A 26,090-nucleotide genomic window follows, 5' to 3' on the forward strand; every position below is an offset into this window, starting at 1 on the left:
AGGATGAGGAAACTATTCTTTTTCAGGCGGCCAAATCAAGGCGGCTTCGATAAAAGAAAAGAGCCGGTCACCCGGCTCGATTTCGTTCAGTTCAGATTGCGCAATTCGCGCCGCAGGATCTTGCCGACATTCGATTTCGGCAGCTCGGTACGGAACTCGATGATCTTCGGCCGCTTGTAGTTTGTCAGGTTCTTGGCGCAGAATGCCTTGAGTTCCGCTTCCGTGAGCGACTGGTCCTTCTTGACCACAAAAAGCTTGACGGTTTCGCCGGAGTGCTCGTCCGGAACGCCGATGGCGGCGCATTCCAGGACGCCTGGATGGCTGGCGGCCACTTCCTCCACCTCGTTCGGATAGACGTTGAAACCGGAGACGAGGATCATGTCCTTCTTGCGGTCGACGATCTTGGTATAACCGCGTTCATCCATGAAGCCCATGTCGCCGGAACGGAAGAAGCCGTCTGATGTCATCGCCTTTGCCGTCTCGTCCGGCCGCTGCCAATAACCCGCCATCACCTGCGGCCCACGGATGCAGATTTCTCCGACCTCTCCGGTGGGGAGGCTGTTGCCGTCCTCGTCGCGAATATCGATTTCGGTGGAAGAGATCGGCAGGCCGATGGTTCCGCTGAACTCCGTGGAATCGAGGCGGTTGACGGTGGCAACCGGCGATGTCTCGGAGAGGCCGTAACCCTCCGCAATGGGGCAGCCGACGATGGAAAGCCAGCGTTCCGCGACAGGCCTTTGCACCGCCATGCCGCCGCCGAGAACCAGAATGAGCGACGACAGATCGAGCTTGCGGAAATCCTCGTTGTTCATCAGCGCGTTGAAAAGCGTATTGATGCCGGGGAAAATATGCGGCTGATAATGCGACAATTCTTTCACAAAACCGGGAATATCGCGCGGATTGGCAATCAGCAGATTGTGGCCGCCAAGCGCAATGCCCATCAGCGAATTCACCGTCAAGGCGAAGATGTGGCAGAGCGGCAGCGCGCAGATGAAGTTGAGAACTTCCGGGCGATCCTTTTGGCCGTTGAAGGCGGCGTCCAGCCACAGGCTGATCTGAAGCTTGTTGGCCAGAAGGTTGGCATGCGTGAGAACCGCACCCTTGGATACACCCGTCGTGCCCCCGGTATATTGCAGGAAAGCAATGTCCTGCGCCGTGAGGCTGACCGGCTTCAGCGAAAATCCCTGACCTTCCTTCAGCATCGCCTTGAAGCTGATGGAGCCGGGAATGGTATAGGCGGGCACCAGTTTCTTGACCTTGCGGACCACCAGATTGACGATATGTCCCTTGAGGCCGAGAAGATCGCCCATCGCCGCGACGACCACGTGCCGCACCGCGGTTTTCGGCACCGCCTGCTGCGCCACATGTGCAAAGTTCTCCAGCACGAAAAGCGCCTTCGCGCCGGAATCCTTCAGCTGATGTTCCAGCTCGCGCGGTGTGTAAAGCGGATTGACATTGACCACCACCATGCCTGCCCGCAGGATTCCATAAACCGCAACCGGATTTTGGAGGATGTTCGGCATCATCACGGCAACCCGGTCGCCCTTTTCCAGTCCTCTGGACTGCAGCCAGGCGGCGACGGCTCGGGTTTCAGCGTCCAGTTCCCGGTAGGTCAGCGACTTTCCCATGCTGGAAAAGGCCTTCCGGTCGGCAAACTGCACACAGCTCTTTTCGAGAAGATCGACGAGGGAGGCATTGGTCGATACGGGAATTTCGGAAGGAACGCCCGGCGGATAGGAAGACAGCCAGCGCTTCCCAATGACGGCGTTCTGCGGGTGTCCCAGGGACAATTCACTCATGCTGCTCCTCCCAGAGTCTCTTCGCGCCGCGCATTCTGTGGAACGCGTGAACAGCGCTTTCGGCTGCCTGATGTTCAAGAGGCTCCCGCACCTGCCGCATCTGCCGGCGTGAGGGAACCACTTGTGACGTCACCGGATCGACTGCTCCTCCCGCTCCCCGGTGACGAATGATAGACGCGTAATCCCTTGACGTCCATCTTATCGGCGAAACCTATTTAACTCTAACGTAAACGTCAATATTGCTGCCGCACATCTCGCCAACTCGTGATGGAAAATGCATTTTCCCGGTCTTTTTTGACTTTAATCCTGATTTGAGCGATCAACATAATTCGCAAAGCAGGGCAGGATTGGAAATGGCAGGCAGCGCAGCGCTAGAACTGAAATCGGTGGGCAAGAAATTCGGTGATACGGATGTATTGTCCGACATCGATCTGTCCGTCGAAAGCGGTGAGATCATTTGTCTTGTAGGGCGCTCCGGCTGCGGAAAATCAACCTTGCTGCGTATCATCGCAGGCGTGGAGACACCCGATAAAGGCAGCGTTTCCCTGAACGGCGCTGTCGTGGCCGGGTCTGGAGTTTTCATCGAGCCCGAAAAGCGCAATATCGGTTTCGTATTTCAGGATTATGCGCTCTTCCCGCATCTTACCGTCGAGCAGAACGTCATGTTCGGCCTCCGCTCGCTGCCGAAAGCGCAGGCCCGGGCGCGCACTGCCGAGATGATCGAACACGTGCATCTCAAGGAACTTGCGAAACGTTATCCGCATACGCTGTCGGGCGGTGAGCAGCAGCGCGTCGCGCTTGCCCGTGCACTCGCCCCGCAGCCTGGGCTTCTGCTGATGGACGAGCCCTTTTCCAATCTGGACAGGGGATTGCGTGACGATGTGCGCGAAGAGACGCTCGGTCTTCTACGCCAGCTGGGCACGACGGCAATCATGGTTACCCACGATCCCGAAGAAGCGCTTTCGGCGGGCGATCGCGTGGTTCTGATGCAGCGCGGACGGATCGTGCAAAGCGGCACGGGTTATGAAATCCACGACAATCCCAAGACCCGCTATGCCGCTGATTTTTTCTGCGCCTTCAACAAGATTGAAGGACGGGTAAGGCAGGGTCGCGTGGAAACGCCGCTTGGCCTGCTGGGGGATGCCTCCGATCTGCCCGATGGCCTCCCGGCGGTTGCCTATGTTCGGCCCAATGCGATTTCGATTATCGAAGACGCCGCGAAAGAAGGTATTGCTGGCGAAATATCGAGCCGGGTCTTCCTGGGGGAGATCGAACAGCTCGGCATCGCCGTGCCCGGATTACCAGCTGATCTTCGCGTCAGAACAATGCAGCGTACAGCCGCCAAGACGCGGGCGATACGCTTCGGAATTGATCCGAAGGGTGTGCTGATATTTACCTGAAGTTGAATGAGCGCATTTGCATGTTCGTTTTCTGCCCGTTTTCAACTCTTGGTGATCAAAAGGCGGCGGAAAATGGCGAAATAAAACTTGATTTGTATCATCATGTATGATGTCTGCTCCCCCTATTGCCGTTATCGGAGAGGGAGACAAAACATGAAGAAATTTACCGGGTTCGCCCTGCTTGCCAGCACGGTTGCCTTTGCAGCCGGCGCAGCCAATGCCGCTGAACTCAATATCTATACCACCCGCGAGCCGGGCCTCATTCAGCCCCTCCTGGACTCCTTCACCGCTTCGAGCGGCGTGAAGGTCAATACCGTGTTTTTGAAGGACGGCCTTGCGGAGCGTGTTCTGAGCGAAGGCGCGAGTTCGCCGGCTGACGTTCTGATGACGGTGGACGCCGGCAATCTTGTCGATCTCGCTGAAAAGGGCGTAACGCAGGCGGTCGAATCCGAGACCCTGAGCAAGGCCATCCCCGCTGAACTGCGCGATGCCAAGGGTCACTGGTTCGCGCTTTCCATGCGAGCCCGCGTTCTGTATGCAGCTAAGGACCTCGATCTCGCTTCCTTCAATTATGAAGATCTCGCTGATGCGAAGTGGAAGGGCAAGGTCTGCATTCGCGCCGGACAGCATCCCTACAATACGGCGCTGTTTGCGGACTACATCGCCCATTATGGCGCTGAAGACACCGAGAAGTGGCTTGCCGGAGTCAAGGAAAACCTCGCCCGCAAGGCAGGTGGCGGTGACCGCGATGTCGCCAAGGACATCCTCGGCGGCATTTGCGATATCGGTATCGCCAACTCCTATTATGTCGGCCTGATGCGCTCGGGCAAGGGCGGCGAGGAGCAGGTGAAGTGGGGCGACGCCATCAAGGTGGTTCTGCCGACCTTCAAGAATGGCGGCACGCAGGTCAATATCAGCGGCGCAGCCGTGGCGAAGAATGCGCCGAACAAGGCGGAAGCTGTCAAGCTTCTGGAATATCTCGTTTCCGACGAAGCCCAGAAGATCTATGCCGAGGCCAACTACGAATATCCGGTCAAGCAGGGCGCGGCTCTCAACGAGATCGTCGCTTCGTTCGGCACGCTGAAGATCGATAACAAGCCGCTGACGGAAATCGTATCGCATCGCAAGCAGGCGAGCGAGCTGGTCGACAAGGTCGGTTTCGACAAGTAAAGGCCAATCAGCGATAACATGTGAAAGGCGTTCGCAATTGCGGGCGCCTTTCCGCGTATTTTCCAGAAGCACATGAACCCAGACGCCACCCAGCCATTGTCACCTCGTGCCCGAGCCAGATTTTCATCCTCCTTCTGGTGGCTGTGCCTTTCAGTGCTGGCGGTTTGCGGCGCCATGGTTCCGGTTCTGGCGCTTGTCTCGCAGGCGTTGCAGGGTTCTGATGGCCTTTGGTCGCATCTGGGCTCAACCGTGCTCTGGACGGCGCTTCCGGATACGGCGATCCTTCTTGCCGGTGTCGGGCTGCTGGCAGGTATCCTCGGAACCTGTGCCGCTTGGCTGGTCACCGCCTATGATTTTCCCGGCCGCAAAATATTGGAATGGGCGCTGCTGCTGCCGCTGGCCATGCCCACCTATATCGTCGCTTACGCCTATCTGGATATTCTGCATCCCATCGGGCCTGTGCAGGGCGCGATCCGCTGGCTGCTCGGCTATTCCAGCCCGCGTGAATTCCGTCTTCCGGACATAAGGTCCATGACCGGATGCATCGTCCTTCTCGGCTTCGTGCTGTTTCCCTATGTCTATATTCCCGTGCGTGCCATGTTCCTCACGCAGGCAGGCAACCTGCTGGAAGCGGCGCGCACGCTCGGAGTCTCCAGACGTGCGGCTTTCTTCAAGGTAGCGGTGCCGCTGGCGCGCCCGGCGATTGCGGTCGGCGTCAGCCTTGCCTTGATGGAAGCGCTGAACGATATCGGCGCGTCCGAATTTCTTGGCGTCCGCACACTCACCGTCTCCGTCTACACCACCTGGGTCACGAAATCCGACCTGCCGGGTGCGGCGCAGATTGCGCTTTCCATGCTGTTCATCGTTGTCGCCCTCGTGGCGCTTGAGCGCTGGGCGCGACGCAAGCAGCGCTACGCGGTCTCTGCGCAGAAAAGCAGGCAACTGGAGCCGCTGCGGCTCAATGGCCTGAAGGGTTGGGCCGCTTTCTTGTTGGGCAGCTTGCCGGTCCTGATCGGTTTTATGGCGCCAGCCAGCTATCTCGTCACAGAGGCATGGAAACGGTTTCGTTTCAACGGATTGTCCCCCCGTTTTGCCGATGAGGCCCTGAACACCATCGTCTTTGCCGGGGTGGCGACGGTGATCACCCTCATCCTCGGCCTTGTCGTCGCTTACGCCATGCGCCTTGCGCCGGGCCGCCTGTCGCTCTGGTCCTATCGTCTTTCGACGGTGGGATATGCCGCCCCCGGAACGGTCATCGCCATCGGCGTCCTGATCGCGCTCGGCGGCTTTGACCGCTTTGTCGACGCGACCATGCGCGACTGGTTCGGCATATCGACAGGCCTCATCTTCATCGGCAGTGGCGCCGCGCTGATCTACGCCTATTCCGCACGTTTCCTTACCATTGCCGCCGGTGGGGTGGATGCTGGCCTCAGCCGCATCCCGCAGTCCTTCGATCACGCCTCGCGAACGCTCGGGCGATCCGCAACGCAGACATTCCGACACGTCCATCTTCCGCTTTCCAAGGCCTCACTTGCGGCTGCGGCACTGCTGATCTTCGTGGATTGCGTCAAGGAGCTTCCCGCTACGCTCCTGTTGCGGCCGCTCAATTTCGAAACCTTTGCCACCCATCTTTATGGCGAAGCGGCGCGTGGCACCTACGAGGAGGCGGCCATCGCAGCGCTGGCAATCGTCGTCATCGGCATGCTTCCGGTCATGCAACTTGCAAGGATCGGCCGGCGCAAGAACTGACATCGAAGCTCCGCCGGATAAATTGCGGGCGAAAAATTGTGCAAGAGGCCAATAAGCTTCAAATCCACCCAGAAAACGACAAGCATCGGGCCTTAATCCTGTGTAAATACTCAGCTTAATTGAGGTGCTGCGACCCTTGGGATATCAATATGGTCGCGATGTTTTCGGGGCATATCTTGAAAAATTTGCATGGGATGTTTTTGCGCCATCTGGCTTTGGGAACGGCTGCCGTAGTTTTGCTGGCGCCTGCGATGGTGCACGCGCAGGACACAACCGTCCTTCAGCAGATTACCGTTGACGGGCAGGGCGCGGAAAATGCAACCGGTCCCGTCCGGGGCTACGTCGCGAAGAAAAGCGCGACGGGTTCAAAAACCGAGACGGAAACCAGAGATATTCCGCAATCCGTATCGGTCGTCGGCCGCCAGGAAATGAACGACCGCGGCGCGGTGACGAAGATCGACGAGGTGCTGCGGTATACCCCAGGCGTGACGGCGGAGCCCTTTGGCACGGATCCGGATACGGACTGGTTTTATATTCGCGGTTTTCAGGCCACCCAGACTGGGGTGTTTTTGGATGGGCTGAACCTGTTCAGTTACGGTTTCGGCGGTTTCCAGATGGATGCCTATGGTCTGGAGCGGGTTGAAGTCCTGAAGGGGCCTGCGTCGGTGCTCTACGGCGGCGCCAATCCCGGTGGCATCGTTGAGATGATCCGCAAGCGCACCCAGGAGGAACCCGTTCGCGAAACGGAAATCGGCATCAATAATTTCGGCAACGCTTTCTTCGGTTTCGATCTCGGCGACAAGGTGGATGATGAGGGCGTATGGAAATACCGCGTCACCGGCAAGGTCTCGGGCGGCGACAACTATACGAATTACTCCGAGGATTTGCGCGGCTTCATCATGCCGCAAGTCACTTTCGAGCCGGATGCGCAGACAAGCGCCACGCTCTATGGGTATTTTTCGGCGCTTGACCAGGTGCATGTGGGCAACGGTTTCCTGCCTTATGTCGGCACCGTGGCCGACGCGCCCTTCGGCAAGCTCAACCGTGAAGCCTTTTATGGTGAGCCGGGCCTTGATAACGGCCGCGTCTATCAATCGATGGTGGGCTACGAGGTCAGCCATGAATTCGACAATGGCTGGAAGATCAGTCAGAACGCCCGCTATGGGCATCTGTACAAGCACGAGACCGGGCCCTATCCCGGCGGCTGGGCAAATGCCGATGCCAACGGCCAGCCGAGACTCGATCCGATCACCAAGGACTATATGCTGACCCGCTTCGGTTACGACGGCGTGTCGAAGGTCGATAGCTTCGGTGTGGATAACCGAGTGGAAGGCCAGTTCGATACCGGCGATGTCAGCCATTCACTGCTCTTTGGTCTGGACTATAAATATTACCGGCTGGATCAGGTGCAGGCCTGCTGCGGGTCGAATGCGATCGGCGCGCTCAATCCGGTTTACGGTTCGGCGCAGGGAACGAATTTCGTTTATGCCGATAACATCGTGACCCAACAGCAGATCGGCATTTATGCGCAGGACCAGCTGCGGTTCGGAGATGGCTGGCTTGTGACGCTGAATGGCCGTTACGACTATGTCGATACGGAGCTGAACAACAGATTGCCGACGGGCCTGTCCCGCCGCTCCAGTGACGACGCGCTGAGCGGCCGCGCCGGCCTTGCCTACGAATTCGACAATGGCCTGACGCCCTACGTCTCCGCCGCCACCTTCTTTAATCCGCTTATCGATACGCTTGCAGACGGCACACCCGCCGTGCCGGAAGAAGGCCACCAGTTCGAAGCCGGCATCAAATACGAGCCGACGTTCTTCGATGGCAGCATCACCGCCTCGGTCTTCAAACTGGTCAAGGATAATGCTATCGTGTCGTATACGGCGGGTGGGGTGACCACCAGCGGCCAGTTCGGACAGGTCGAATCCACCGGCTTCGAGCTGGAGGCCAAAGCCAATCTCAATGAAAACTGGAAGGCACTCGCCTCCTATTCCTACACCGATATCGACATTACCCGCGATGCCAATCCAAATCTCATTGGCAAATCGCCATGGATCGTGCCCGCCCATACCGCTTCGCTGTGGCTGGACTATGCTTTCACCACGGATACACTTGACGGACTGAGCATCGGCGGTGGTGTGCGGTATCAGGGCAAATCCTGGGCGGATGCGGCGAATACATTGCGCGTTCCTGACGCCGCTGTTTTCGATGCCGCGGTCCGTTACCAGAAGGACGACTGGACCGCATCCATCAACGTCGCCAATGTCTTCGACAAGGAATACGTCAAGGGCTGCGCCGGTGTCTCCGTCTGCGGCTGGGGTGACAGCCGAACCATCACCTTCAAGCTTTCCAAGAAGTGGTAAGGCCTGGTCAAAGGCCGCAGTTGCGGGAAAATTGGTTTGCCACTATAAACATGAATAAACTTATCATGTTATAGTGGCGCCATGGCGCGCCCTGCGGGATCGAGAAGCCATGGCTTTCCGCGTGCGGATGGAAAATGAGATCGACGGTTTTGCCGTTATAGGCGGCCCGCGCTCAAGGGTCTGGAACGGCATCGTTGCCGATCTCTGGGACGTGCGTTGTGCACCGAAAGCAGGTGGACGTTATGTCGGCAAGGACCCGCGTTTTGTTTTTCTGCTGGAGATGGATGGAAAGGATGATGGCAGGTTCGTCATGAACGGCTGCCGCCGCGACAAGTATATTGCCTCCGAGGTGAACCGTATTTCCTTCGTGCCTGCCGATCTGGATGTGCATGCGGAGTTGAGCAACGTTTCCTTCCTCCGCCACCTCGATCTGCACTTCGACGCTGGACTGCTGGGGGCTCGGTTGGTGCAGGGTTTCGATCCGCACGGTTTGCTCGACCCGCATCTGATGTTCGAGGATGAGCGCCTGCTGGCGCTGGCGCGGTTGATCGCAGCCGAATGCGACAATCCCGATCCGCTGCACGATCTCTATGGCGAGAGCCTCGTGCTGGCGCTGCTGACGGATTTTCTGAAAGTGAGGCGGGAGCCGGTCAAAAAGCGCAGCAAGCTCGCCGCCTGGCAATTGAGGGCGGCGACGGATTATATTCGCGAACATTGCCTTCGGTCGATCCGGCTTGAGGAACTTGCGGAACTTACAAACCTGTCGCAATCCCATTTCAGCCATGCCTTCAAGGCCTCCACCGGCGTCCCGCCGCACCAGTGGCAGATGCAGGCGCGTATTGATCGGGTCAAGGATCTGATGATGCGAACCGAGATGGGGCTTACCGACATCGCCATCGCAGCCGGATTTTCCGATCAGGCGCACTTCTCCCGCGTCTTTCGAAAGATGGTCGGGGTGTCCCCCTCGGTCTGGCAGAGGAGCCGCCAGTAGCTGCCCTTTGTTCCGTTCTTTCTCCAAAAAATTCCCTGACGGCATCCGAAACGCACCGGAACGATTTCTCCGGCGACGGGTTTACAGACGTGACCCATTGCGGAAATCAAGGAGGAAACTATCATGTTGCATCAGGAACCCCGCGCCGGCCAGGACCCCTATGTGAAGGACACGCCCAGCCTCATCGCCAGCGACAAGGTGGAGGGCACCCGCGTTTACGGCGCCGACGGCAAGCATATCGGCTCGATCCAGCGCATCATTCTTGAGAAGCGCGGCGGCCGCGTGGCCTATGCGGTATTGAGCTTCGGCGGTTTTCTCGGCATTGGCGACGATTATTATCCGTTGCCATGGGAAAAGCTGCATTACGACGAAGAGCTCGACGGCTACCGCATCGACCTGACAAAGGAACAGATCGAAAATGCCCCGCATTTCGCCAATCTCGATGATGACGAATTGCTGAACGCAAGGGATCGTAAGGTCTACGACTATTACGGCGTCGCCCCTTACTGGATGTAAGGCGAATAATCTTGCCAACGGGCATTGTGGCGTTTTCAGCTGATTTTCAGCCGGAAACGCCTGACAAAAACGGCTCCTGAAGGAGCCGTTTTTTCTGCATTAATGTGGGTTCTTCTGCATGTCGGAAACCGCATCTGTGAAGCACTTACGCGCTTCCTCCGGCGATTTTCGCCCGTCAAGTGCAGCGCGGCACGCACTTCTGGCTCTCACGAAACTCAATCCGCGCCGATTTGGCCAGCCTTCGGTCAACAATGTCAGTGCTTCGAATGGGCCGGCGACGACACTCTTGCCGTTCGCATCCAGATTGACCTCAACAGGCTCTGTCCATCTCTCGTTCTTCATCGTGCACCTCCCAGAGCAACGCGATCCCGAAACAAACCCGACAGCGGAGCAACCCATGAACGCTGTCCTGTGTCACTACCGCCTAGGATAAGCGCAAGCAATGGAATTGACAACGGTGATCAGCGGAAGCCGAAAAACGAAAGGATCGCCAGGACGATAACGACGAGGCCGACGATGTAGATGATCTGGTTCATGATTTTCTCCTTGTCTATGTCATCACCATAACGTGAAGGAGAAGATGCGGTTCCAGAAGCACATGATAATTTAATCACGTGCTAAAAAATTGCGGACATTCCATCGTCACGCGATGCGGAACGTCACCTCCGCACGATCACCCAGATCGCGTGTATGATGCCGGGCACATAACCGCACAGCGTCAGAAGAATGTTGAGCCAGAAGTGCAGCCCCAGTCCGACCTGGAGAAATACACCAACCGGCGGCAGGATGATGGCGATGAGAATACGAATGACGTCCACGATGACAGGCTTTCCGGTTGACTGTTGACCAGCCGGAGAACGTGTGTGGGGCGGTTTGGTTTCACTTAAGCACGGACGTGCTTTTTGGGATGGATTTTTGTTTGAAAATGGTGCCGCTTACGTGACTCGAACACGTGACCCCATCATTACGAATGATGTGCTCTACCGACTGAGCTAAAGCGGCCCGGTTGTGATCCGTCTGTCACGGATCAGCTTCATGGCGGGCTGATACAGGCAATGCCGACGGATTTCAAGCCTTGAATGCGTGGCTTTTGAAATTTCCGCAAAAAGCTTTGCCTGTCCAAGGTTTAAGGGCGTATCAGGCTCCGGCGCAGATGCGGCCCCTCGCAACCTCGTATTCCTGGACCAGCCGATCAACCAGAGCCGCTACCGGCTCCACCGCCTTGACCGCGCCAATACCCTGGCCCGCGCCCCATATGTCCTTCCAGGCTTTTGCGCCGCCGGAAGCCGATTCGAAATCCATCTTTGAGGGATCCGCTTCCGGCAGCTTGTCGGGGTCGAGGCCGGAGGCGACGATCGAACTTTTCAGATAATTGCCGTGAACACCGGTGAAATAGTTCGAATAGACGATGTCTTTGGCATGCGCATCGACGATTGCCTGCTTGTAGGCGTCGGAGGCGCGGGCCTCCCGCGTGGCGATGAAAGGGGAGCCGATATAGGCCATGTCCGCGCCCATCGCCTGTGCCGCGAGGATGGAGCCGCCATTGGCAATGGCGCCGGCAAGCAGCAGCGGGCCATCGAACCACTCGCGGATTTCCTGCACGAGGGCGAAGGGAGAAAGTGTGCCCGCATGGCCGCCGGCGCCCGTCGCGACGGCGATCAGCCCATCCGCGCCCTTGCGGATGGCCGACCTTGCATGGCGATCGTTGATGACATCGTGCAGGACGATGCCGCCATAGGAATGCACGGCCGCATTGACTTCCGGCACGGCACCGAGCGAGGAAATAACCACCGGGACCTTATATTTCACGCAAAGGCCGAGATCATGTTCCAGTCGCCGGTTGGACATATGCACGATCTGATTGACCGCGAAAGGCGCGGCCGGACGATCCGGGTTGGCCCGGTTGTGCGCGTCAAGCTCTTCGGTGATCATCGCCAGCCACTCATCGAGCTGGCTTTCCGGCCGCGCATTCAGCGCCGGGAAAGCGCCGATGACGCCCGCCTTGCATTGCGCCAGCGTCAGTTGCGGGTGCGAAATGATGAATAATGGTGACGCTATGACCGGAAGACGCAGATTGTCTTTCAGCACGGACGGTAGCATGGCTCCTCCCCCAGATTACGTTTACGCGCACGTAAGTCATTATCGCGTTCGGTGTTGGATTGGAAGCGAAAACAGTACCGCGAGGCGTCGCCGGACCTGCGTTCGTAGCGCCACAATAGATCGATTTTCCCCAAGACAATCCGGTCTTTATCACAAACGATGCTTGCGGAGGGGCGGCATAGCCGTTACCGAATCGTGAACCCATGGCGCAGCGCCGCATATTTTGCAAAGCGCATTAGAACAAGGATCGGTCGTGAGCGGACTGGAAACGGCAATCAGAAATGCTCTGGAAAAATCGGACAGATCGAACGCCGAAGTTCGTGCACGTATTTATCAATCGTCCCGTCAGGCACTGGAAGCGGGCCTGCGCAAGCAGGGCATCGACGACCCGCAGATTGTTGCCCAGCAGCGCCAGCGGCTTGAAAGCCTGATCCACCTCATCGAGAACGAGGAACGCAACCGGCTTCTGGACAGGGTGGAGCAGCAATTGCGGCCGCCCGTGCAGGAAAGCGCGGCGCAGGATGATGGTTCCGTCGATCCCGTTTCGCAGCCGCCCCATCGGGATGAAGTGTCTGTCGAGCCGGAACTGCGCGGTGAAACGCGCGATGCGCGACCCGGTGCCGCCACGGCTCCGGAATCCCCCCGACCAGGCCGGCGCGGCGGAAAACCATCGAGAAGAGGTTCCAGCGCGGCTGACGCATCGCTTGCCTTCCGCCCCGAAGGTGCTGTTGGTCGCCGCAAGCGCCGCGGGCTTTTTGCCCGGCTTTTCATCTATGTCACGCTTCTGGCCTTTGTCGGTTTCGGCGCCTGGTGGGCCTATTCCTCGGGCGTCCTGCTCTCTCCGGAACAGCGGGATACCAGCGTGCCCAATCCGCCGGCGCAGGTGCAGGCAGAGGACTTTAATGGCGCCGAACCCGCCCCGAGCCTATCGGCCGGGCGTGGCTTTTCGGACGACTGGGTCGAGGTTTTTAATGCCGAGCGCGGTAATTCCGGAGTTTCGGCAGGTCCACGCGCCAATGTCGAAAATATCGCAACGCCCGCCGGCAAGGCAATTCGGGTGACGTCGAGAAGCGTGGCGCAGGATGGCGCCGTCAGCATCGAGGTTCCAGTCGAAGTGATGCGGGATATGGCCGGGAAATCCTCGACCATATCCATTACCCTGCAATCCTCCAGTGACCGGCAGACACAGGTGTCCGTCGCATGCGATTTCGCTACCTTGGGCGATTGTTCGCGCCACCGCTTTACGGCCACGGCCGAGCGCGCCGACATGCTGCTGAACGCGACATTCGAGCGTTCGCTGGCCCCCAACGCGCCGGGCAGGATTTTCATCAACAGCGATATCGATGGCAGCGGCCGCCCGGTCAACCTTTATTCCGTGCGCATCCTGCCGGGTCAGTAAAAGGGTACGAGCAGCCGCCAAAGGCGGCTCTCCTCATGTCTCTTCGGCTTTTCCGAGAAAATTCGGGCCCGCCCCCAATATCTTATTGTCGATCTCGCCGATCGCCTTCTTGTCCTTGCCTTCATAGTCCAGCGAATTGAGAATGTGGCGGATGAGATTGACCCGGGCCCGGCGCTTGTCATTGGCGCGTACCACCGTCCAGGGCGCGACATCGGTATGGGTCTTTTCCAGCATCTCGTCGCGCTTTTGCGTGTAGTCGTCCCACTTCGTCAGCGCGGCTATGTCCATGTCCGAAAGTTTCCAGCACTTCAGCGGGCTATGGCGGCGATCGTGGAAACGGTCGATCTGCGTTTCCCGTCCGATATCGAGCCAGAACTTGAAAAAGTGGATGTCCTCATGGGCGAGCATCTTTTCCAGGCGCGGCGTTTCCTTGAGGAAGCGCTTATGTTCCTCGGGGGTGCAGAAACCCATCACCGGTTCCACTCCGGCCCGATTGTACCAGGAGCGATCGAACAGAACCAGTTCGCCTGCCGTGGGAAAATGCGAGATATAGCGCTGGAAATACCATTGCCCACGCTCGGTTTCCGTTGGCTTGGTCAGCGCCACGACGCGGGCATAGCGTGGGTTGAGATAAGACCGGATCGCGAAGATGGCGCCGCCCTTGCCGGCCGCATCGCGGCCCTCGAAAACTGCCATGACCCGCTTGCCTGTGGCCTGGAGCCAAAACTGGACCTTCACGAGCTCGATCTGCAGCGCCTCCAGCGCGGCGTCGTATTCCTCGCGCTTCATTTTCTTGTCATAGGGAAAATTGCCGGCCGAGAGCTTGTTCTCCTCCACCCAGTCGGGAAGAACCGGATCGTCGATGTCAAAGCTGCGCAGCTTTCCGCCAACGGTAATCTCAACTGTCCGCTTCTTCGTTTCATCGGCCATGGTTTCCTCCGGCTGTTGTTGTGTAAAGGCAACTCGCCGCCAATGAGTTCACATCGCCCGGCAGAATTCAAGCGAAAGAGGATTGCTTGAGAAAGCTGTGGCGGTGTGACGATTGCAGCGTGGAATTTGCACATATACGCTGTGGAAAATATGCGGTGATGAATCTCTGTCATGAAGCTGGCCTATGAGATTTCGATGCGCTGTCGAGCGAGAGTGGAAAGCAGGCTGAAATGGCAGTCATGGAAGGCGATGGTGGATTAAGGCTTTTGGCAAAGAAGCTTGGCCGGAACTGGCTGCCCGTGCTCGTCGTCAGCATGCTCGCCATCGTGGCAGTTTCCGAGTTGCACACGCCCTATATGCCGGCCGTCCTCTGGCTCTGCGCGGTCATCGCCATTCTGGCCGTTCGCGAAAAACCGGCCTTTTCCGAAAAGGCCAAAAATGCGGCCGGACAGGTGGATGAGCCTGATGTTCCAGCTGAAAATGTCATTTCCGGCGTCAGGGCAGGTCTTGCCGTGCTGGATACGCCCGTTTTCATTCTCGATAAGAATGCCAGCGTGCTGTTTCAGAACGGCGCGGCCGAACGGGCGTTTGGTCAGCTTCCCGCCGGGGCGCATATTTCCGCAAGGCTGCGCTCGCCGGGCCTGCTGGATGTCATTCGCGAAACTATCACCACCGGGGAGCCCAATCAGGTCGAACATTCCGAGCGTTTCCCCTCAGAACGGGTCTTCATCGTCCGTATCGCCCGTGCGGATATGGGCGAGGGGGCGGGCCCGCTTTTCTACATCCTGTCATTCCGCGATGTCTCGGAACTTCGCCGCATCGACCGCATGCGCAGCGATTTCGTCGCCAATGCCAGCCATGAACTGCGCACTCCACTGGCTTCCCTGCGCGGTTTCATCGAAACCATGCAGGGGCCGGCGCGCAACGATCCCAAGGCGCAGGAGCGTTTCCTCGCCATCATGCTCGATCAGGCAACCCGCATGAGCAGGCTCGTGGATGACCTCATGTCCCTTTCGAGGCTGGAGCTGCGCGCCAATATCGCGCCGGATCAGAAGGTCGATCTCGTTCCCGTCATAGGCCATGTGCGCGATACGCTTCTGCCGCTTGCCAACGAACTCGATGTCGATATCACCCTGCATCTGCCCGATGGTCCTGCGGAGGTGCAGGGAGATCGCGACGAACTGGTGCAGGTATTCCAGAACCTCGTGGAAAATGCATGCAAGTACGGCCAGGAAGGCAAGATTGTTGATGTCTGGCTGCGGGCTGAGCCCGGCAAACCGGTAGAGGTGAGCGTCGTCGACCGGGGGCCGGGCATACCGGCCGAACATGTGCCGCGGCTGACGGAACGGTTTTATCGCGTCAGCGTCGCCGACAGCCGCTCCAAAAAGGGAACGGGGCTTGGTCTTGCCATCGTCAAGCACATTCTCACCCGCCACCGCGCTCGGCTCATCATTAAATCTGAACTGGGCAGCGGCACGGATTTTACCGTCAGATTCTGACATGAACACCCGTACATACAAAATATCACGTAAATTTGCATTTTAAATCAATTATTTAGCTTGTCACAAATCTTTCATCGAAGTGACATAAAAGGATGGGGCTACGGTGGTTAAGAAGAGGTCGCCGAGCGCATGCTAAGAGCGAGTGCCGCTATCGGCTGCGTCCACAAACAAGCCCACGACGGGAGAGACAAATGAACTTCGTTAAATTTTCCGCAGCAGCTCTGGTGGCTTCTGTCGCCTTCGCTGGCGCCGCCGCTGCTCGCGACCAGATCCAGGTTGCCGGTTCCTCCACGGTTCTGCCTTATGCCAAGATCGTTGCCGAGACTTTTGCCGAAACCTTCCCGAACTTCAAGGCTCCGGTCGTCGAGTCGGGCGGCACGGGTGGTGGTCTGAAGGCGTTCTGCTCGGGCGTGGGCGAAGGCACCATCGACGTCGCCAACGCATCGCGCAAGATCAAGAGCGACGAACTGGCCGCCTGTAAGGCTGCTGGCGTTACCGACGTTCAGGAAGTGAAGATCGGTTACGACGGTATCGTCTTCGCAATGGATTCTTCCAACAAGGACATCAAGCTTGAGCCGAAGGACCTTTACCTCGCTCTCGCCGCTGAAATCGTCAAGGACGGCAAGCTCGTTGCCAACCCCTATAAGAAGTGGTCGGAAATCAACAAGGAACTGCCGGATGTAGCGATCGCCGCTTACATCCCGGGTTCCAAGCACGGCACCCGCGAAGTCTTCGAAGAGAAGATCATGGCTGACGGCTGCAAGGAAGCCAAGGCGACCGACGTCATCAAGACGCTGATCACCGACGCCAAGCAGGCTGCTGCCAAGTGCGTAGCAGTCCGTAAGGACGGCGCTGCAGTCGACATCGACGGCGACTACACCGAGACGCTCGCTCGCATCGACGCCAACAAGACCGGCCTCGGCGTCTTCGGCCTCGCTTTCTATGAAAACAACGCCGACCGCCTGAAGGTCGCAACCGTTTCGGGCGTCGTTCCGTCCACTGAAACCGTTGCCAGCGGCAAGTACCCGGTTTCCCGCCCGCTGTTCTTCTACGTGAAGAAGGCTCACCTGGGCGTTATCCCGGGCCTTAAGGAATATGTCGAGTTCTTCGTTTCCGACGAAATGATCGGCCCGGATTCCCCGCTCGCAAATTACGGCCTGGTTGCCGCTCCGGACGCAGAGCGCGAAGAAATCCGTGCCAAGTTCTCGGCCGGTTCCACGATGTAATGAAGAAGGAGGGGTGCGGCCTGCCGCGCCCCTCATACCATCCGGTGCCTCTCCGCTTGGGCGAATGTCTTCGGTTGACAGTTCCTATTCATCGTCGTCCACATGATTGTCTATGGATTACAGATGGATAGGATGTATCAACCTTGACGCTTGCCGGACTTTGATACAGTCACTTGGCAGGCATTCCGGGATGGTCCAGCGGTCTCGTTTTGATGACTTTTTGATTTGCCCTATATCGCACCGTGCTCCTGCGGCACGCCGAGGGAACTCTAATGAACACATCGATCCTTTTGCTGATACTGGCGCTGATCGGCATCGGCAGTTATCTGCTCGGCAGCCGCCGTGCCGTTGCCCTGTCTGGTGGGCGTCCTTCCAGCATGCATTCCCGAGCCGGTTATCACGGTTCATACGCGGTCGTCTGGGCGGTACTGCCCGCGGCGTTCATTCTCAGCGTCTGGCTGATTATCAGCCCGCTCATCGTGACGTCAGCGGTCCGCGGCGATTTCCCGGAAGACATCCGGGCGCAATCCGAGGCGCAGCAGAGCCTGACCTACGGCATGGTAACCTCCATCGCCCGCGGCCTTCAGCGGCTGACACCGGAAGAAACGGCGCAGGTCGATGCGGACACAAGCGCGGTGAGGCCTCTGCTTGCATCCAAGGGCGTGGCGATTGCCGGTGATCCGGAACGGTTCATGGTTGACGCCGCCCAAACGCTGAACACCATGACCGCCACGAGCCGTCTTGCGATGATCGCTGTCGTGCTGCTGGCCGCGCTTGGCGGCGCCACCTATGCGCTGCGGGCGATTGCACCGCGCTTCCGGGCACGCAACAAGGTCGAAAAGGTCATTCTCGGCGCTCTTCTTGTCGCATCTTCCATCGCTATCCTGACAACGATCGGCATCGTTCTGTCGATGCTGACGGAAGCGATCCAGTTCTTCAACATGGTTCCGGCTCACCAGTTCTTCTTCGGCACGGTGTGGGATCCGCGTTTTGCGGCTGCCGGTGCGACCGATTCATCGGGACAGTTCGGCCTGATCCCGCTGCTTGCCGGCACACTTTATATCGGCTTCGTCGCCATGCTGGTTGCCGTTCCCGTCGGACTGTTTTCGGCGATCTATATGTCGGAATATGCTTCACCCCGCCTGCGCTCGGTGGCAAAACCGCTGCTCGAGGTGCTCGCCGGCATCCCCACCATCGTCTACGGCTTTTTCGCGCTGACGACGGTCGGTCCTTTCCTCAGAGACATTTCTGCGCAGATCAACGGGCTGGCGACGGGTAACTACGCCAACTTCGTCCAGGCGCAGAGTGTCATCACCGCCGGCTTCGTCATGGGTATCATGTTGATCCCCTATGTGTCGTCGCTGTCGGATGACATCATCACCGCCGTGCCGCGTTCGCTGCGCGATGGTTCGCTCGGACTTGGCGCCACGCGCTCCGAAACCATCAAGAGGGTCATTCTTCCGGCTGCTCTTCCCGGCATCGTCGGCGCCGTGCTGATGACGGCGTCGCGCGCCATCGGCGAAACCATGATCGTGGTTCTGGCGGCAGGTGTCGCTGCCCGACTGCAGCTTAATCCCTTCGAGCCCATGACCACGGTGACGGTCAAGATCGTCAGCCAGTTGACGGGCGACCTTGAATTCACCTCACCGCAGACGCTGGTTGCCTTTGCGCTTGGCATCACGCTTTTCGCCATCACGCTTTGCCTGAATATCTACGCGCTTTACATCGTGCGCAAATACCGGGAGCAATATGAATGACCGACATCGCCTCTCCCGCAGCTAGTGCGAACGCCGTCAAGGCGACGCGTCGTGATATCGGCATCAAGCGCCGTTATGCCGCCGAACGCCGTTTCCGTGCTTATGGCATGGCAGCGATTTCCTTCGGCCTCATCTTTCTCTTCCTTCTGCTTTTCTCGGTTGTCTCCAAGGGTTACACCGCGTTCCAGCAGACGATGATCACCGTTCCGGTCGAGTTCTCCGAACAGATCATCGATCCCAAGAACGAGCGTGCCACCAATCCGGCCAAGCTTATGACGGCCAATTATCCCGTTCTTGCCCGTGATGCGGTTGCCAAGGTTCTGGGCGTCGCGCCAACGGACCGCACCGGTCTTCGCGCCGTCAACCTTCTGATCTCCGATAGCGTACGTACGCAGCTTCGCGATATCGTCGTTGCCGACCCCGCCGTTATCGGCACCACCCGCACGGTGACGCTGCTGGCCTCGGGCGACGTCGACAGCGCCTTCAAGGGCCAGGTCGATCTGACGGCGGATGAAGCCAATCGCCGTATCTCGAACCAGCAGCTCGGCTGGATGAACCAGCTCGCCGAAAGCGGGCAGCTTGGCAAGCATTTCAATACCGGCATCTTCATCAACGGCGCCTCGAGCCGTCCGGAAGCGGCGGGTGTCGGCGTGGCGCTGATCGGCTCCTTCTACATGATGCTGATCGTGCTGGTGCTGTCGCTGCCGATCGGTGTTGCAGCTTCGATCTACCTTGAGGAGTTTGCTCCGAAGAACCGTCTGACTGATCTCATCGAGGTAAACATCAACAATCTCGCGGCTGTTCCCTCGATCGTTTATGGTCTGCTCGGCCTCTCCGTCTTCATCAACTTCATGGGCTTTCCGCGCTCGGCCTCGCTGGTCGGCGGCCTCGTCCTGACGCTGATGACCCTGCCGACGATCATCATTGCGACCCGCGCTGCCCTGAAAGCCGTGCCGCCGTCAATCCGCGCCGCCGCCCTGGGCCTCGGCGCTTCCAAGATGCAGACGATCTTCCACCACGTGCTGCCGCTCGCCATGCCCGGCATCCTCACCGGCACCATCATCGGCCTCGCCCACGCGCTGGGCGAAACTGCGCCGCTGCTGCTGATCGGCATGGTGGCATTCGTAGCAAATTACCCGACAACGCCGATGGACCCGTCCACGGCCCTGCCGGTGCAGATTTACATGTGGGCGAATGAAGCGGAGCGCGCCTTTGTTGAAAGGACTTCAGGCGCTATCATCATCCTGCTTTTGTTCCTCATCGTCATGAATGTTGGCGCAATCCTGTTGCGTCGCCGCTTCGAACGGCGCTGGTAAAGGGAGATTGAGCAATGAACATGTTGTCGGAAGCAGCAGTTGAAAAGGCGCTGGACAAGAAAATGAATGAAGTCTCATACAAGATGATCGGCAAGGACGTTTCGGTTTATTACGGCGAAAAGCGCGCGCTTTACGACGTGAACCTCAACGTTCGCGAAAATACGGTGACCGCTCTTATCGGCCCGTCCGGCTGCGGTAAATCCACCTTCCTGCGTACCCTGAACCGTATGAACGACACGATCGACGGTTGCCGGGTCACGGGCAAGATCACGCTCGACACCGACGATATCTATGATCAGGCGATTGACGTCGTGGAGTTGCGCGCCCGCGTAGGCATGGTGTTCCAGAAGCCAAACCCTTTTCCGAAGTCGATCTACGAAAACATTTCCTACGGTCCACGCATTCACGGTCTCGCCCGCAACAAGGCGGATATGGACCAGATCGTTGAGCAGAGCCTTCAGAAGGCGGGTCTCTGGAACGAGGTTAAGGATCGCCTGCACGAATCCGGCACCGGTCTTTCCGGCGGTCAGCAGCAGCGCCTGTGCATTGCACGCGCCGTTGCCGTCAGCCCGGAAGTGATCCTGATGGACGAGCCCTGCTCGGCGCTGGATCCGATCGCCACTGCCAAGGTCGAGGAACTGATCCACGAACTGCGCACCAATTACACGATTGTTATCGTCACGCACTCCATGCAGCAGGCGGCACGTGTTTCCCAGCGTACGGCCATGTTCCATCTCGGTCACCTTGTCGAGGAAAATGAAACCGACAAGATGTTCACCAATCCGGATGACCAGCGCACGCAGGATTACATCATGGGCCGCTTCGGCTGATCGCGGCCGGCGCTTTATCGCAACCCAACAAGACTGGTGCCGCTGCGGGCCCGCTTCGGGCGGTCGCATGCAAGGCCAAGCCGGAGGAATAGACCGTGAACCAGACAACGACCCATTCGCATATCCTGTCTGCTTATGATGACGAACTGAAGTTCCTGACGCGACGCATCGCCGAGATGGGCGGTCTCGCCGAGCAGATGTGTGCTGACGCCGTGCGTGCGCTCGTCAATTCCGACGCCGCGCTTGCCCAGAAGGTCATTTCCGATGACGCTATCCTCGATCATTCCGAGCGGGAGATCGGCGACAAGGCCATCGTCACCATCGCCAAGCGCCAGCCGATGGCGGCAGACCTTCGCGAGATCATCGGCACGCTGCGTATTGCAGCGGACCTCGAACGCGTTGGCGACCTCGGCAAGAATACTGCCAAGCGTGTTATCGCAGTGGCCGGAACGGGCGTGCCGCGCAAACTCGCCCGCGGCATAGAGCACCTGTCGGAGCTGGCGCTGGTACAGCTCAAAGAAGTCCTTGACGTCTATTCGACACGTTCCGCCGAAAAGGCCAATGCCATTCGCGAGCGCGACGAGGAAATCGACGCCATGTATACCTCGCTCTTCCGCGAGCTTCTGACCTACATGATGGAAGATCCGCGTAACATCACCACCTGCACGCATCTTCTGTTCTGCGCCAAGAATATCGAGCGCATCGGTGACCATGCCACCAACATCGCCGAGACGATCTATTACATGACCACCGGCAGCCAGCCGGAAGGCGAGCGTCCGAAGGACGACAGTTCCAACACGCTCGGTTCGGTGACCGAGTAACAGACAAGCAGCGGCTTGCGGAGTTAGCATATGGTGCCCAAGATTGCAGTTGTGGAAGATGAGGAAGCGCTGAGCGTCCTGCTTCGTTACAATCTCGAGGCTGAGGGATATGACGTCGACACCATACCCCGTGGAGACGAGGCAGAGATCAGGCTGCAGGAACGTATTCCGGATCTGCTCATCCTGGATTGGATGCTTCCCGGCGTTTCCGGTATCGAGCTGTGCCGTAGGCTCAGGATGCGGCCGGAAACCGAGCGCCTTCCCATCATCATGCTGACGGCGCGCGGCGAGGAAAGCGAACGGGTTCGCGGCCTCGCCACCGGCGCGGACGATTATGTGGTCAAGCCGTTTTCCACGCCGGAACTGATGGCCCGCGTCAAGGCCATGCTGCGCCGGGCCCGTCCGGAGGTTCTGTCTTCGGTGCTGAAGTGCGGCGATATCGAGCTGGATCGCGAGACGCATCGCGTTCACCGCAAAAGCCGCGAGGTGCGTCTCGGTCCGACGGAGTTCCGCCTGCTGGAATTCCTGATGACCTCTCCGGGCCGCGTGTTCTCCCGTTCGCAATTGCTGGACGGCGTCTGGGGTCACGATATCTATGTGGATGAGCGGACGGTTGACGTGCATGTCGGACGTCTGCGCAAGGCGCTCAATTTTTCCCATATGCAGGATGTCATCCGCACCGTGCGCGGTGCCGGATATTCGATGGAAGCCTGATCGGAACCGAACTGAGGGTTCCCCTCAGCATGACGTTCCGCCAAAATAAAAAGGCCCGAAACCGGTCTGGTGTCGGGCCTTTTTATTTTGAACCTTCCGCAAGCACGATAATTTCATCTCTTTGACGAGCGGTTGAGAGTCCACCGAAATTCGATTGAGGGGCGAAACCCGACGACGATGAATAAGCCTTGATGTTCTGCTGTCGCTGTCCGGGAAGCGCGGTATTTTGTCACAAAAAAACGGGCCCGAAGGCCCGTAGTTTTTGAGTGTCAAATGTGTGCCGCAACACTCAAGCCTTGCGGCGCTCGCTGACCGGTTGGTAGGCGAGTTTCGCATGGAATTTGCAATAAGGTGACGATTCCAGCGCTTCACAGCCGCAGAAATGGAAATCGTCTTTCAGGGGGTCGCCGACCGGCCACTTGCAGGTGCGCTCCGTCAGTTCCGTCAGCGTCAGCCGGCGGGAGATCGGAGTAACGACGTTTCTGGACGGAACGTAATCGAGAATTTCAGCGGTTTCGATGCCGACCTCTTCCTGAAGAGCGGTCGCCGCGTTGGAGCGGGTCAGGATCCGAGCAGGTGCAGCGTTGACGCGGCCAGCGAAATTCGCCGTGCGCGGGGCAGGTGCAGCAGTCCGCTTGGGCGCAGAACGCGCCGACGTCACCGGGCCGCCAGCCTTGACGCGTCCGGGCAGATTAAGACGATGGACCTTGCCGATCACGGCATTGCGGCTGACGCCGCCCAGCTGAGCTGCTATCTGGCTGGCGCTCAGTCCTTCGGCCCACAATTTCTTGAGTTTCTCGACCCGCTCGTCTGTCCAGTTCATGCCGCTTCTCCGCTTTTCGCGTGTATTTCGACAGAATCCTTCTCCGTCTCGCGGGCATGCCGCGAGCGTGGTTTCTGCCTGATTTTTGGTGACTAGTTCCGCCGCAATGCAGTCTAGTAATTAGCGATTAACCTAGTGCCACGCAGACTCCGTGGCAAGAGTCGCGGGAATCATCTCGAATCGATTTTCCGGTTTTCCCCAACTTGCTGGCGAGTTGAGTCAGAAAGGCAACACCTTGGGCCTTGCGACCTGCCACCTACTAGGGCTTGAGAAGCCTAGGAAATACGGACTTTTGTTGACATCGGCAAGCGAAGTGACAATAGTGCCCCTGCCGCCGCGAGGCGGCATTTTTGATTTTCAGGCGAGGGATAACCCTCGAAGCCTATTGACAACCGTCTGACAGCGCATCCGCGCAAGGAGTGATACAGCCATGGCCGAAGCCGCCGCGCCATTGTTCGATACATTTGCAAGAGCCCCCCTCCGCTTCGAGCGAGGCGAGGGCGTCTGGCTGTACACGGAAAGCGGCGAGCGATATCTCGATTTTGCGGCCGGCGTTGCCGTCAATTCGCTGGGCCATGCCCACCCGCATCTTGTCGACGCGATCAAGACGCAGGCCGAAAAGGTCTGGCATGTCTCGAACCTTTATGAAGTTCCGGGCCAGGAAAAGCTTGCCAAGCGCCTGACGGAGGAAACGTTCGCAGACAAGGTCTTCTTCACCAACTCCGGCGCGGAAGCACTGGAATGTGCAATCAAGACCGCGCGTCGTTATCATTATTCCAAGGGCCACCCGGAAAAGTTCCGGATTATCACCTTCGAAGGCGCCTTCCATGGTCGTACGCTTGCAACGATCGCAGCCGGCGGCCAGCAGAAATATCTCGAAGGTTTCGGTCCCAAGGTCGAAGGCTTTGACCAGGTACCTTTCGGTGATGTCGATGCGCTGAAAGCCGCCATCACGGCCGAGACGGCAGCGCTTCTGATCGAGCCCATTCAGGGTGAGGGCGGTATTCGCGCACCCAGCAAGGAATTCCTGCAGTTACTGCGGTCGCTTTGCGACGAACACGGTCTGCTGCTGATTTTCGATGAGGTGCAGACGGGCGTTGGCCGCACGGGTAAGCTCTTTGCCTATGAACACACTGGTGTCGCCCCTGATATCATGGCGGTTGCCAAGGGCATCGGCGGTGGTTTTCCGCTGGGCGCATGCCTTGCAACGGCTGACGCCGCTTCCGGCATGACGGCAGGCGTGCATGGCACCACCTATGGCGGCAATCCGCTGGCCATGGCAGTCGGTAATGCCGTGCTTGATGTCGTCCTCTCTGACGGCTTTCTGGAAAAGGTTCGTGATGTCGCGCTGGTTTTCCGCCAGGGCCTTGCTTCGCTGAAGGACCGTTATCCTGACGTTATCGAGGAAATCCGTGGCGAAGGCCTGCTTCTCGGCATCAAGGCCAAGGTGCCGTCGGGCGAGCTCTTGCAGGCCATGCGCGCCGAGCATCTGCTGGGCGTACCAGCGGGCGATAATGTCATTCGTCTCCTGCCGCCGCTCGTCACCACGGCGGAGGAAGCCCGTGAGGGGCTGGCACGCGTGGAAGCGGCCGCCGCTTCTCTCACAGCGAAACAGGCAAAAATCGCCTGAGGAAACACTCAAGGGCGGGCCTCTTTCCTGGGGCTCCCAAGCATGGGACAGTTTGAAATGGCTTCACCTAAACATTTTCTCGACCTGTCGGCCGTCAGCTCGCAGGACCTGCGGGTAATTCTCGACGATGCCCGCGAACGCAAGGCGGCCACCAAGGCCGGAACGGCGGAAAAGCCGCTTGCCGGCAAGATGCTGGCCATGATCTTCGAAAAGCCATCCACGCGAACCCGCGTCTCTTTCGATGTGGGGATGCGTCAGCTTGGCGGCGAGACGCTTTTCCTCTCTGGCACGGAAATGCAGCTCGGCCGCGCGGAAACGATCGGTGATACGGCAAAGGTGCTGTCGCGTTACGTTGACGCCATCATGATCCGCACGACAGATCATTCGCGCCTGCTCGAGCTTGCCGAACATGCGACAGTGCCTGTCATCAACGCCCTGACGGATGACACGCATCCATGCCAGATCATGGCTGACATCATGACTTTCGAAGAACATCGCGGTCCGGTCAAAGGCAAGACGATTGCGTGGACAGGGGACGGCAATAATGTCCTGCATTCTTTCGTGGAGGGCTCGGCCCGTTTCGGCTACCGCATGACGATGGCAGTGCCGATGGGCTCCGAACCGCATGACAAGTTCCTGAACTGGGCCCGCAACAATGGCGGCGAGATAATGTTGTGCCACGATGCCGACAAGGCGGTGGCGGGCGCCGATTGCGTCGTCACCGATACCTGGGTCTCCATGAATCAGGAACACAAGGCGCGCGGCCACAACATCTTCCAGCCCTATCAGGTCAATGAAGCCCTGATGGCCAAGGCGGAAAAAGACGCGCTGTTCATGCATTGCCTGCCGGCTCACCGCGGCGAAGAGGTGACGGATGCGGTGATCGACGGCCCGCAATCGGTGGTCTTCGACGAGGCGGAAAACCGCCTCCACGCGCAGAAATCCATCATCGCCTGGTGCATGGGCGTCATCTGAAAATATCACCCGTTTGATCAACGTCGGTCGGGTGCTTGAACTTCTCGGCAGCGATTACCATCTGTTGGACTTCGAA

General features: G+C 58.5%; 22 protein-coding genes and 1 tRNA gene. 16 read left to right on the top strand and 7 right to left on the bottom strand.

Going from position 1 to position 26,090, the window contains the following annotated elements:
* Positions 1-86: 86 nt before the first annotated feature.
* Positions 87-1,799, bottom strand: a complete 1,713-nt coding sequence (locus tag K7A42_RS16890; protein ID WP_004439720.1) for a long-chain fatty acid--CoA ligase — start codon at positions 1,797-1,799, stop codon at positions 87-89.
* Positions 1,800-2,152: 353 nt separating this feature from the next.
* Between K7A42_RS16890 and K7A42_RS16895 the strand changes: the two genes are divergently transcribed.
* The 6 genes from K7A42_RS16895 (at position 2,153) to K7A42_RS16920 (ending at position 9,991) form a co-directional block, all read left to right on the top strand.
* Positions 2,153-3,199, top strand: a complete 1,047-nt coding sequence (locus K7A42_RS16895; protein ID WP_112766112.1) for an ABC transporter ATP-binding protein — start codon at positions 2,153-2,155, stop codon at positions 3,197-3,199.
* A gap of 153 nt (positions 3,200-3,352) precedes the next feature.
* On the top strand, positions 3,353-4,369 hold the full coding sequence (locus K7A42_RS16900) for a Fe(3+) ABC transporter substrate-binding protein (RefSeq protein WP_004439728.1): 1,017 nt from the start codon (positions 3,353-3,355) through the stop codon (positions 4,367-4,369).
* Positions 4,370-4,441: 72 nt separating this feature from the next.
* Positions 4,442-6,118: an ABC transporter permease gene (locus tag K7A42_RS16905; RefSeq protein WP_112766113.1), complete on the top strand. Its 1,677-nt coding sequence runs from the start codon at positions 4,442-4,444 to the stop codon at positions 6,116-6,118.
* Positions 6,119-6,276: 158 nt separating this feature from the next.
* Positions 6,277-8,484 carry a TonB-dependent siderophore receptor gene (locus tag K7A42_RS16910; protein ID WP_282455630.1) on the top strand — a complete coding sequence of 736 codons (2,208 nt, stop codon included), beginning with the start codon at positions 6,277-6,279 and terminating at the stop codon, positions 8,482-8,484.
* 109 nt (positions 8,485-8,593) lie between these two features.
* The gene (locus tag K7A42_RS16915) at positions 8,594-9,475 is read left to right on the top strand and encodes a helix-turn-helix domain-containing protein (RefSeq protein ID WP_278067197.1); all 882 of its coding nucleotides are present in this window, start codon (positions 8,594-8,596) and stop codon (positions 9,473-9,475) included.
* A gap of 123 nt (positions 9,476-9,598) precedes the next feature.
* On the top strand, positions 9,599-9,991 hold the full coding sequence (locus K7A42_RS16920; protein ID WP_004439734.1) for a PRC-barrel domain-containing protein: 393 nt from the start codon (positions 9,599-9,601) through the stop codon (positions 9,989-9,991).
* 99 nt (positions 9,992-10,090) lie between these two features.
* Here the strand turns inward: K7A42_RS16920 and K7A42_RS16925 are convergent, their stop codons facing one another.
* The 4 genes from K7A42_RS16925 to K7A42_RS16940 form a co-directional block, all read right to left on the bottom strand.
* On the bottom strand, positions 10,091-10,333 hold the full coding sequence (locus K7A42_RS16925; RefSeq protein ID WP_006698942.1) for a DUF982 domain-containing protein: 243 nt from the start codon (positions 10,331-10,333) through the stop codon (positions 10,091-10,093).
* A 317-nt stretch (positions 10,334-10,650) separates the two neighbouring features.
* Entirely contained in the window at positions 10,651-10,809 is a 159-nt protein-coding gene (locus tag K7A42_RS16930) for a YqaE/Pmp3 family membrane protein (protein ID WP_004439740.1), read from the bottom strand.
* A gap of 108 nt (positions 10,810-10,917) precedes the next feature.
* Positions 10,918-10,993: transfer RNA gene (locus tag K7A42_RS16935), tRNA-Thr, on the bottom strand.
* Positions 10,994-11,128: 135 nt separating this feature from the next.
* Entirely contained in the window at positions 11,129-12,091 is a 963-nt protein-coding gene (locus tag K7A42_RS16940; RefSeq protein ID WP_278067198.1) for an NAD(P)H-dependent flavin oxidoreductase, read from the bottom strand.
* 253 nt (positions 12,092-12,344) lie between these two features.
* Here K7A42_RS16940 and K7A42_RS16945 point away from each other — a divergent pair, with 253 nt between their 5' ends.
* Positions 12,345-13,490, top strand: a complete 1,146-nt coding sequence (locus K7A42_RS16945; RefSeq protein ID WP_077986614.1) for a hypothetical protein — start codon at positions 12,345-12,347, stop codon at positions 13,488-13,490.
* A 33-nt stretch (positions 13,491-13,523) separates the two neighbouring features.
* On the opposite strand, the gene ppk2 is transcribed toward K7A42_RS16945, so the two are convergent.
* Positions 13,524-14,420, bottom strand: coding sequence for a polyphosphate kinase 2 (gene ppk2 / locus K7A42_RS16950; RefSeq protein WP_282455583.1), 897 nt, complete (start codon positions 14,418-14,420; stop codon positions 13,524-13,526).
* 230 nt (positions 14,421-14,650) lie between these two features.
* Here ppk2 and phoR point away from each other — a divergent pair, with 230 nt between their 5' ends.
* The 7 genes from phoR to phoB all read left to right on the top strand — a co-directional run bounded on the left by phoR (position 14,651) and on the right by phoB (position 22,586).
* Positions 14,651-15,919 (top strand): phosphate regulon sensor histidine kinase PhoR, encoded by a 1,269-nt coding sequence (gene phoR / locus K7A42_RS16955; protein ID WP_282455584.1) that lies wholly within the window; start codon positions 14,651-14,653, stop codon positions 15,917-15,919.
* Between the two features lie 194 nt (positions 15,920-16,113).
* Positions 16,114-17,148, top strand: coding sequence for a substrate-binding domain-containing protein (locus K7A42_RS16960; protein WP_004439763.1), 1,035 nt, complete (start codon positions 16,114-16,116; stop codon positions 17,146-17,148).
* Between the two features lie 272 nt (positions 17,149-17,420).
* Positions 17,421-18,905, top strand: coding sequence for a phosphate ABC transporter permease subunit PstC (pstC, locus tag K7A42_RS16965; protein ID WP_282455585.1), 1,485 nt, complete (start codon positions 17,421-17,423; stop codon positions 18,903-18,905).
* Positions 18,902-20,221 (top strand): phosphate ABC transporter permease PstA, encoded by a 1,320-nt coding sequence (gene pstA / locus K7A42_RS16970; protein ID WP_282455586.1) that lies wholly within the window; start codon positions 18,902-18,904, stop codon positions 20,219-20,221. The genes pstC and pstA overlap by 4 nt, the downstream gene beginning before the upstream one ends.
* 14 nt (positions 20,222-20,235) lie before the next feature.
* The gene (pstB, locus tag K7A42_RS16975) at positions 20,236-21,051 is read left to right on the top strand and encodes a phosphate ABC transporter ATP-binding protein PstB (RefSeq protein ID WP_003519986.1); all 816 of its coding nucleotides are present in this window, start codon (positions 20,236-20,238) and stop codon (positions 21,049-21,051) included.
* Between the two features lie 95 nt (positions 21,052-21,146).
* Positions 21,147-21,872, top strand: coding sequence for a phosphate signaling complex protein PhoU (gene phoU, locus K7A42_RS16980; RefSeq protein ID WP_004439770.1), 726 nt, complete (start codon positions 21,147-21,149; stop codon positions 21,870-21,872).
* Between the two features lie 30 nt (positions 21,873-21,902).
* Positions 21,903-22,586 carry a phosphate regulon transcriptional regulator PhoB gene (phoB, locus tag K7A42_RS16985; RefSeq protein WP_003493692.1) on the top strand — a complete coding sequence of 228 codons (684 nt, stop codon included), beginning with the start codon at positions 21,903-21,905 and terminating at the stop codon, positions 22,584-22,586.
* Between the two features lie 289 nt (positions 22,587-22,875).
* On the opposite strand, the gene K7A42_RS16990 is transcribed toward phoB, so the two are convergent.
* Complete coding sequence (locus K7A42_RS16990; RefSeq protein WP_004439774.1) at positions 22,876-23,409, bottom strand: GcrA family cell cycle regulator; 534 nt, start codon at positions 23,407-23,409, stop codon at positions 22,876-22,878.
* A 430-nt stretch (positions 23,410-23,839) separates the two neighbouring features.
* On the opposite strand from K7A42_RS16990, the gene K7A42_RS16995 reads away from it, so the two are divergent.
* Positions 23,840-25,039: an aspartate aminotransferase family protein gene (locus K7A42_RS16995; protein ID WP_004439775.1), complete on the top strand. Its 1,200-nt coding sequence runs from the start codon at positions 23,840-23,842 to the stop codon at positions 25,037-25,039.
* A gap of 57 nt (positions 25,040-25,096) precedes the next feature.
* On the top strand, positions 25,097-26,014 hold the full coding sequence (gene argF, locus K7A42_RS17000; RefSeq protein WP_004439776.1) for an ornithine carbamoyltransferase: 918 nt from the start codon (positions 25,097-25,099) through the stop codon (positions 26,012-26,014).
* Positions 26,015-26,090: the final 76 nt, after the last annotated feature.

It is taken from the genome of Agrobacterium sp. InxBP2, from assembly GCF_026191755.1.
GTDB classification, from domain to species: Bacteria; Pseudomonadota; Alphaproteobacteria; order Rhizobiales; family Rhizobiaceae; genus Agrobacterium; species Agrobacterium pusense.